Raw genomic sequence first — 7,211 nt, 5'->3', positions numbered from 1 at the left:
GGGTCGCCTTTATAGGGACAGGTTATGGGTAATATTTTTAAGTTATCTGAAATAAGGCCGGAGATGAAACCTTAGAATAAAGAAGCCTTTATAGGCGAAAGGCTATGGGTAAAAGGGATAAAACTCATGGAATAAGGCTTCTTTATTCTTACGGTAACTTCAAACCACTCTCTAAGGTTTCGTCTCTGGTTTCTTTTTCGATCCAACGAGCTACTTTTGGTCCTGTCCAAATTCCTCCGTCTGATGGTCTTGATTCTAATTCTTTTGCTAATTTTTTAAGTTGAGATTCTCTTAGTAGTGGTTTTTTGCCTCCCCTATGCTGTCTGTGCTTATTTTTTAAATTCTGGACTCCTTTTTCTCCAAAATTATTATATTTTTTAACTATCTCTTTGCCATAATCATAATTAATACCCACAGCGATGGCACTATTTTTAATAGTCCACCCTAAGGACACTTTCCACAGTAGGTGCCATCTTCTTGATTCGTTCGCGTAGCGTGGCCAAAAGGCCACTAAATCTTTACTTTTGAGGTACTTTTGTTTCAGTTCGTCGGAACTACAATGATTGGCTAGAGTAACTTTTTTGGGCATCCATCTTGTCTCCATCAATTTTCTTATATTATAAGGGTGTTTGACAACCGGATTTGGTATGATTACTCAAACCCGTATCAACCAAGAGTTCTCGACAAGGGAGGATCTCGATTGGATTACAGCCTTAACTGCTCATCAAATCAAACTCTTGGCTGAGCAAGAAGTGATTCAACTGGGACTGTTTGATGAACAAAATTTAGTGGAAGTGGAATCAGTAGATTATCCGGGGGAAAGATTAATCGCTTGTCGCAATCCAATAACTGCTGATTCAAGGGCTCAAAAACGAGAAAAACTCTTACATAAAACAGAATAAGAATTAGAAAAAATTGTTCAAGCTACTCTCCGATAAAAAAGGGCTTTAAAGGGTGCTGACCAAATTGGCCTCCGAGTCGGAAAGGTGATTAACAAGTATCGAGTGGGGAAGTTCTTTGAACTGGAAATCACGAACAACAGCTTTTCCTACACCCGCAAGCCCCAAGGCTTAAAAGCCGCCGCTGCCTTGGATGGATTATATGTCATTCGTACTTCTGTAGACACCGAAGTTTTAGATGCTCCAGCTACAGTGAAAGCTTACAAAAGTCTGTCTCAAGTCGAACAGGCTTTTCGCTCTTATAAGACGATGGATTTAAAAGTCCGTCCCATTTATCACCATCTCGAAAGCCGAGTTAAATCTCACGTTTTTCTTTGTATGCTGGCTTATTATGTGGAATGGCATATGAAGCAGGCTCGCTTCACCGATTCTTTTTGATGACGAGGACGACACCCCGATTGATTGGGATGGAGTTACTCCTGTTAAACGTTCAAAAAAAGCTAAATCCCACGGCTCGTAAGAAGCGGACAGCCCAGAACTTACCCGTACACAGCTTTTCGACTTTGATGGCAGATTTAGTAACAATTACTCTCAACACAATTGCTTCTAAATTAGAGGGGGCTGATCTGACTTTTTTGAAAATTACTCAACCCACACCAGTCCAACAAAAGGCGTTAGATTTACTTGGTGTTTCCCTATTTGTACCCAGTAAATGACCGACATAAAATCTGCTATTCCTTACCCTGCATAGGTTGCCCTTTTTGTCAAAGGGGGAACTTCAGTCTCGAAGCGATCGTTAAATCAGGCAATGACTATCTAGTTAAAGTCAAAACTAATCAACCAAAGCTATATCAACAAATAGAAACCCTATCGAATCGGCAAAGAGCACAACAAAAAGTGACCCATCATGAAAAAACTAGAAACCGTAATAGTTATCGTAAAATCGTTGTGTTTGATCCACCCGAAAACCTTGATCCGAAATGGATTGGCGTGGGTTGTGTGATTAAAGTCGAACGTAGTGGAACTCGTGGCAATGAGACTTATCGAAGCATCAGTTATTATCTTTGTTCAAAACCACCTCAATCTCGCCGTCTGTCAGAAGGTATACGAGGACATTGGCTAATTGAAAATTCTCTTGATTGGGTAAAAGATGTCATCTATGAGGAAGATATTAGCCCACAAACATCAGGATTTGCTCCTTTAAACTTATCTGTGCTCAAAACCTGGGTTTTAACCCTTTTAAGAGCACATGGCTTTGATTCGATCAAGGGAGCGATCAGTGAAGCGATGCAGCGCGGTCTTGGGGGTTTCCCCCGGAGACGAAACCTGATTACGTTGAGCCTTTATGGTTGGTAGGCTATGCAGATGCATGGTTAAAACTTATTGATTAAGGCGAGCCTGTCTTACGGTAACTTCAAACCACTCGCTATTGCATCAAGACAATAGACCTCTTGCAAAAGTCTTTCGTGGTATAATTATAAATTTGGCAATTTTTTATTTAGCGTACGCTTAAGACTAACAAACTTGCTTTGTAATCTCTTTGTGTATAAGCGTAGTATACAATTTAGCTAATTTTCACAAAATTTACTATTATAACTCAAAATATTTTGGCAAGAGGTCTAATGAGCCATAATCTGAGCTATATCCTCAGTTTTTGTACTTAAGAGTAATTATCTCTGATTATCTTCTATTTTATTGAGAATGAAACAGCCCTGCCCGGATAATACCGGGCATCGACTCTAATAGTTAGAATAGATACTGGTTGAGATTAATTCCCGGCGATATGCACCACCACCTCCCGGTAGTGAGCCTGTCGGCGATGCTCCCAAATATAAATGCCTTGCCAGGTTCCTAAGAGCAATCTCCCCTGAGCAATAGGAATCTGTTCCGATGTTTGAGTCAGCGCAGTGCGGATATGAGCAGGCATATCATCGGAACCTTCGGCACTATGGCTATAGCTTTTTCCATCTTCTGGTACTAATTTAGCAAAAAAGTTCGATAAATCCGTGAGCACATCAGGATCAGCATTTTCCTGAATTACCAAACTTGCGGAGGTATGACGGAGGAAAATGGTACACAGTCCAGTCTCCAGTCCTGATGTAGCAACCACAGATTGAACTTTCCCGGTAATGTTGGAGAAGGATTTACCGGTAGTCTTGATTTTGAGTCGTTGTTGATAATGAGTCATAGAAGGCTTGGTTAATCTAGCCACTGCTACCCGAGCTGTTTCAGTTCCTCGGATGGTGTTTCCGAGGTTTCTGTGGCTACAGCTGTTGGTGGATTGACAGGAGACTTATCCACCACAGGTGTTTCCAAGGTTTCTGTGGCTACAGCTGTTGGTGGATTGTCAGGAGACTCATCCACCACAGCACCAGTTTCTGATGACTCTAGAGTATCTTCTGATAACGACTCAGGGACGGTTGCCAATTCTTCTGTATACAACTTATCCAGTTGAGCAGCAGTTTCTGATAACTCTGGCTTTTCTGCTGATTCTGGCTCAGTTGCAGATTGATTGTCACTCGACTCATCTGCCTGCTCGGAATTTTCCGATGCCTCTGGATTCTCCGGTTCCCCATCACGCCAAGGGGAATCATAGTGATTCCAGGGCAGAATTGGCTTGTTGGGCAGGTTACGGGTCAAGACAGTGATGTTCTCTGGGTCTGGTTCCGGTAAACTCAAGGGTTCTCCGGAGGGTTTTTTATTAACCTGTTTAGAATTCATAGTCTCAGCGAAAGCCAACAATACATCACATCAGTTTAAGCGCAGGAATGCAAAACTCTGCTATGACATTCAAAGTAATAATCAAGGCAACCCCCCAAGTTACATAAGCAGAATACTTCAACGATAGAGAAAAATCTTCTAATCGCTGCCTGTTTGCATTATAAGTCTCTACCAGATTAACCAGCATCTGTAGCTGGTATTGTTCTGGTGAGAGTACCAGGTAACGTTCTAGGAATTTTTTATCTCCCAAGTTGGGACTGACTGCTATCTGACGCGGGAGAAAAGCACGGATTAGTAGGGTAAAATTAAGCATAAATCCCAGTATCTCGGCTATACCAAATGGGCTGCGGAAAAATACTAGCCCAGATATGGTTAAACTCGTTAACAAGGCTCCGTTAGTGACAAACAAGATATTGAGCTTTGTGGTCAAGGTTTGACTGCGCTCCCTTTGTTGATCAAGTACCATACGAACGTCTCGTGCTGCCAACTCTAGGCTGGGGAAAGAGGTCTGCTCTTCAGAGGTCTGTTCTTCAATAGTAGAGGTTTCTGGTGTGTCGATGGACTTTGGGATAGAATTTTGGCTATTCTGGATCTGTTCTATAAGCGAATCTACGGTAGATATCATGGCAGGGGCTATTTAGGCTATTTAGTGTGAGTCTGGAGGTAGTTAACAATATCTTTAGCAATCTTGTCTGTTCCATCCTTTACCAAGCTTTGAGATTTTCTGGGAGGCTTGGGAGTATGATGGAGGAATTCCCAGTTGCCGTGGAAAAATTCTGTCGGTGTTAAAATCTGATGGTGACCGTAGTCTTGCACCCCTTCTATTAGGATAGCGGCTTCAGCAAATCCCGAGCGGGTAACTGAAGAAATTGGGATATCCAGGCGTAAGGCTTCAGCAAAAGTACTGTACCCCGGTTTGGAAATCACTCGCGAGCACAAGGGCATGAAATCCACTGGTCGATAGTCGTGACCCTTGATTTTCAGTAAATTGGGTAAATCTGGTGCTTGAGAGTCAAATGTGATAAACTGCCAGTTAGGGAATCTAGATAGATTATGGTAAGGAATTTGTTCCAACCCTAATCCCCCAAAGGTGAGTAAAGCAGTTTTAAACTCTGGAGACTTCAGATCAAAATGCTTCCTTAATTGATCTGTACTGTATCCTGGTGATCCCCCTGTTAAGCCCACATCGGTGATCTGGGTGAACGCGCTCATGGGTTCATGTAAAGGAAGGCGAAATAAGCGATCGCATTTCCCATAATACTCACTGATCCAATCGGCAATCTCAGCAAACTCTCCTCCCCAGTCTCGATAGATGAAGTCCCAGCCAAAGTTACTCATCATCCAGCAGGGAATTTCAGCCGCTTGAGCAATACCTACAGCTAAGGGGGGAATATCGGCTAATATCAGGCCTACTCGATTGTTACGAATAAAGTCAACCTCACTAGCAATAATTGATCTAGCATTGGAACGAATTTGCTGTAGTTTGGTTAAGGTTACCTCTTTATCCATTGTTAAGCTGTCGGTTTGAATAACACCAACATCAAAAGCCCGTGGGCGATGAATAAAATCCCCCGGAATGTAGGATTCTAATAACCAGCGTGGTATTGTTGTTACTAGAATCAGTAAGATATCCGGACACAGTCGTTGAATAGCCGCAGCTACGGAGGCAGTACGTACAGCATGACCAAAACCGTGGCTAGTGATAGCGATGTATAAAACTGGTCTAGACATTCTAGGAGCTCAGGTATTGAGTTAATTGAAGGCTTTCATGCAGGCTAACAAAAATAAACCACAAGTGGCTAACTTTGGCAGTTATAGCACTACGCATTCAGGTGTTTGACATTCCTAAACTCCGAAACTTAGTCATAGCTTACTTCTAACTTCTGACTTCTGACTTCTGACTTGCGCGTAGCGCTATACTACCTTGATTATAATTTCCACACTTTAAAATTGAATTCAGAAAAAATTTAAAGTTTTTTTTTAAAGGAGTTGAAAACCTGAGGGGGCGACGAAATAATCTAAAACGCAGACTCTATAGCAGAGAAAGAGTTGGTTAGGACAATACTCTGAAAGCATTATCCAGAGCATCCTGCAAACAATCAAATTCCTCAATGGTCTTCCGTAAATGATGTTTCAGTCGAGACCAAAATTTCTCAATTTTATTTAGGTCAGGTGAATAAGCAGGCAGAAACAGAAGCTCACACCCTGCCTGCTCGATTAATTTCTTGATGTAAGCGTCAGCTGTGTCTTGATGCAGTCGCTCATGGGGGAAACCCCCAAGACCGCGCTGCATCGCTGAAAACTTGCCCTATCCATGATTACTATCTGCCCCGGTAACAATTCTGGCATTAGGAAAAACTCTACCCACATTTCTATCTCTATTGGTGTTGCAGTATCCCACGAAAGTCATCGGAGCAATAATTTGACCACTCAAAGTTGCTCCTACCATACTGATTCGCTCCGTTTTGTGTCCTAATTTGAGGTCGTAATATCGTGTTCGATTTCTCACACCAACCTGTATATAGCACTACGCGCATACATTAGGACATTTTTTGAACGCTGCATCTACACATTCTCGTACAGTATCAAATTCAATAATTCTTTGTTTCATCCATGTTTTTAAAACAGCCCACCAATTCTCTATTTTATTCAAATCTGGTGAATAAGCTGGTAAATCCCAAATTTCGCATCCGGCTTCTTCAACAATTTCTCTGATATATTCTCCTTTCTGAAAACTGGCATTGTCAATAATAATAATATCTCCTGAATCTAAGTTAGGTATTAAACAGTGTATTAACCAATTTTCAAATAAATTTCTATTACATGAACCCTCAAAAGTTAAAGGAGCCAATAATTGGTTCTCTTTTAAGGCAGATAGCCAACTCACTCTTTCTGTTCTTTTTCCCGACTTCAGAGCATAACATCTTTGTCCTTTAAGACTATAGCCATAGGGGTAATCCTCTCTATTATCGAATCCAGTTTCATCTACATAAACTTTTCTGGTGTTTTCTATTTCCTCCAGCTTTTTGATAAATTCTTCTCTTTTCTGCTCATCTCGTTCTCGGTAACCATAAGTTTTTTTTTGCGCGTAAACCCCAGTTTTTTGATGGCATAACTAACAGTTTGTTGTGTCACGTTATTTCCCCAAATTTCAGCCATCTGTTTTTGGGTTTTGTCACTATGTTCTTCGACAAATTTTCGAAATTTTTCTAGGTCGGTAATTTTGGGGACAGTTCCTACTCCTACAGGTTGACTAGCTTGATAGTCTCCTGTTTCTCTTTCTTTTTTTAGCCAGAGGTCCAAGGTATTTCTACTAATTTTAAAAAAACGGCTTACCTCTATTTTTTTTTCCCCTCGTTTAACGGCTTCGATCGCTTTTGAACGCAAATCGTAACTATAGGGTGCAGGCATACTATTTACAATTATTCTGATATTCATTATTCTATCATAGTATTGTCCTAACAGTAGCGCGTAGTGCTATAGTAGTCCTCTGTGTCATCAACTCCCGCTTCATCCACATACACTATTCGCTGTTTGGCATACTGGCGCTTTGTATTTGAGAAATTCCCCTCGTTCCTCTTCATTTCTTTA

Annotated in this window: 12 protein-coding genes; 4 read left to right on the top strand and 8 right to left on the bottom strand. The window is 41.3% G+C overall.

Going from position 1 to position 7,211, the window contains the following annotated elements; genetic code table 11:
- Positions 1 to 148: 148 nt before the first annotated feature.
- Positions 149 to 589 carry a helix-turn-helix domain-containing protein gene (locus tag F6K57_RS33560; RefSeq protein ID WP_293029912.1) on the bottom strand — a complete coding sequence of 147 codons (441 nt, stop codon included), beginning with the start codon at positions 587 to 589 and terminating at the stop codon, positions 149 to 151.
- 58 nt (positions 590 to 647) lie between these two features.
- On the opposite strand from F6K57_RS33560, the gene F6K57_RS33555 reads away from it, so the two are divergent.
- The 4 genes from F6K57_RS33555 to F6K57_RS33540 all read left to right on the top strand — a co-directional run bounded on the left by F6K57_RS33555 (position 648) and on the right by F6K57_RS33540 (position 2,255).
- Positions 648 to 902, top strand: coding sequence for a hypothetical protein (locus F6K57_RS33555; RefSeq protein WP_293072285.1), 255 nt, complete (start codon positions 648 to 650; stop codon positions 900 to 902).
- 84 nt (positions 903 to 986) lie between these two features.
- On the top strand, positions 987 to 1,337 hold the full coding sequence (locus F6K57_RS33550; protein ID WP_293029914.1) for a hypothetical protein: 351 nt from the start codon (positions 987 to 989) through the stop codon (positions 1,335 to 1,337).
- Positions 1,337 to 1,615 carry a hypothetical protein gene (locus F6K57_RS33545; RefSeq protein WP_293029917.1) on the top strand — a complete coding sequence of 93 codons (279 nt, stop codon included), beginning with the start codon at positions 1,337 to 1,339 and terminating at the stop codon, positions 1,613 to 1,615. Before F6K57_RS33550 ends, F6K57_RS33545 begins: the two co-directional genes overlap by 1 nt.
- Complete coding sequence (locus tag F6K57_RS33540) at positions 1,599 to 2,255, top strand: ISAs1 family transposase (RefSeq protein WP_293072284.1); 657 nt, start codon at positions 1,599 to 1,601, stop codon at positions 2,253 to 2,255. The genes F6K57_RS33545 and F6K57_RS33540 overlap by 17 nt, the downstream gene beginning before the upstream one ends.
- 412 nt (positions 2,256 to 2,667) lie before the next feature.
- Here the strand turns inward: F6K57_RS33540 and F6K57_RS33535 are convergent, their stop codons facing one another.
- From F6K57_RS33535 to F6K57_RS33505, 7 genes are all read right to left on the bottom strand, one after another.
- A complete protein-coding gene (locus F6K57_RS33535; RefSeq protein ID WP_293029924.1) occupies positions 2,668 to 3,087 on the bottom strand; it encodes a secondary thiamine-phosphate synthase enzyme YjbQ in 420 nt (139 codons plus the stop codon).
- 26 nt (positions 3,088 to 3,113) lie between these two features.
- Entirely contained in the window at positions 3,114 to 3,620 is a 507-nt protein-coding gene (locus tag F6K57_RS33530; RefSeq protein WP_293029927.1) for a hypothetical protein, read from the bottom strand.
- A gap of 25 nt (positions 3,621 to 3,645) precedes the next feature.
- Positions 3,646 to 4,245, bottom strand: a complete 600-nt coding sequence (locus F6K57_RS33525) for a hypothetical protein (protein WP_293072283.1) — start codon at positions 4,243 to 4,245, stop codon at positions 3,646 to 3,648.
- A 17-nt stretch (positions 4,246 to 4,262) separates the two neighbouring features.
- Positions 4,263 to 5,351, bottom strand: coding sequence for a glycosyl transferase (locus F6K57_RS33520; protein ID WP_293072282.1), 1,089 nt, complete (start codon positions 5,349 to 5,351; stop codon positions 4,263 to 4,265).
- Positions 5,352 to 5,673: 322 nt separating this feature from the next.
- Positions 5,674 to 5,913 (bottom strand): transposase, encoded by a 240-nt coding sequence (locus F6K57_RS33515; protein WP_293072281.1) that lies wholly within the window; start codon positions 5,911 to 5,913, stop codon positions 5,674 to 5,676.
- Between the two features lie 15 nt (positions 5,914 to 5,928).
- Positions 5,929 to 6,129, bottom strand: coding sequence for a hypothetical protein (locus F6K57_RS33510; RefSeq protein ID WP_293072280.1), 201 nt, complete (start codon positions 6,127 to 6,129; stop codon positions 5,929 to 5,931).
- 18 nt (positions 6,130 to 6,147) lie between these two features.
- Positions 6,148 to 7,031 (bottom strand): IS630 family transposase gene (locus tag F6K57_RS33505; protein WP_293072279.1). Its coding sequence is split into 2 segments (ribosomal slippage): positions 6,148 to 6,702 and positions 6,705 to 7,031, totalling 882 coding nucleotides; the frame shifts between segments, so codons are not numbered across the junction.
- Between the last annotated feature and the right edge of the window lie 180 nt (positions 7,032 to 7,211).

This window comes from Moorena sp. SIO4A5 (genome assembly GCF_010672005.1).
Lineage (GTDB): Bacteria > Cyanobacteriota > Cyanobacteriia > Cyanobacteriales > Coleofasciculaceae > Moorena.
The sequence above is the reverse complement of the archived record's forward strand: the minus strand, read 5'-3'. Positions and strand labels throughout refer to the sequence as shown.

Bases quoted from the DNA above. Each gene is read 5' to 3' on its own strand.
- F6K57_RS33560 (WP_293029912.1), bottom strand. From the start codon at position 589: ATGCCCAAAAAAGTTACTCTAGCCAATCATTGTAGTTCCGACGAACTG.
- F6K57_RS33555 (WP_293072285.1), top strand. From the start codon at position 648: ATGATTACTCAAACCCGTATCAACCAAGAGTTCTCGACAAGGGAGGAT.
- F6K57_RS33545 (WP_293029917.1), top strand. From the start codon at position 1,337: ATGACGAGGACGACACCCCGATTGATTGGGATGGAGTTACTCCTGTTA.
- F6K57_RS33535 (WP_293029924.1), bottom strand. From the start codon at position 3,087: ATGACTCATTATCAACAACGACTCAAAATCAAGACTACCGGTAAATCC.
- F6K57_RS33530 (WP_293029927.1), bottom strand. From the start codon at position 3,620: ATGAATTCTAAACAGGTTAATAAAAAACCCTCCGGAGAACCCTTGAGT.
- F6K57_RS33525 (WP_293072283.1), bottom strand. From the start codon at position 4,245: ATGATATCTACCGTAGATTCGCTTATAGAACAGATCCAGAATAGCCAA.
- F6K57_RS33520 (WP_293072282.1), bottom strand. From the start codon at position 5,351: ATGTCTAGACCAGTTTTATACATCGCTATCACTAGCCACGGTTTTGGT.
- F6K57_RS33515 (WP_293072281.1), bottom strand. From the start codon at position 5,913: ATGCAGCGCGGTCTTGGGGGTTTCCCCCATGAGCGACTGCATCAAGAC.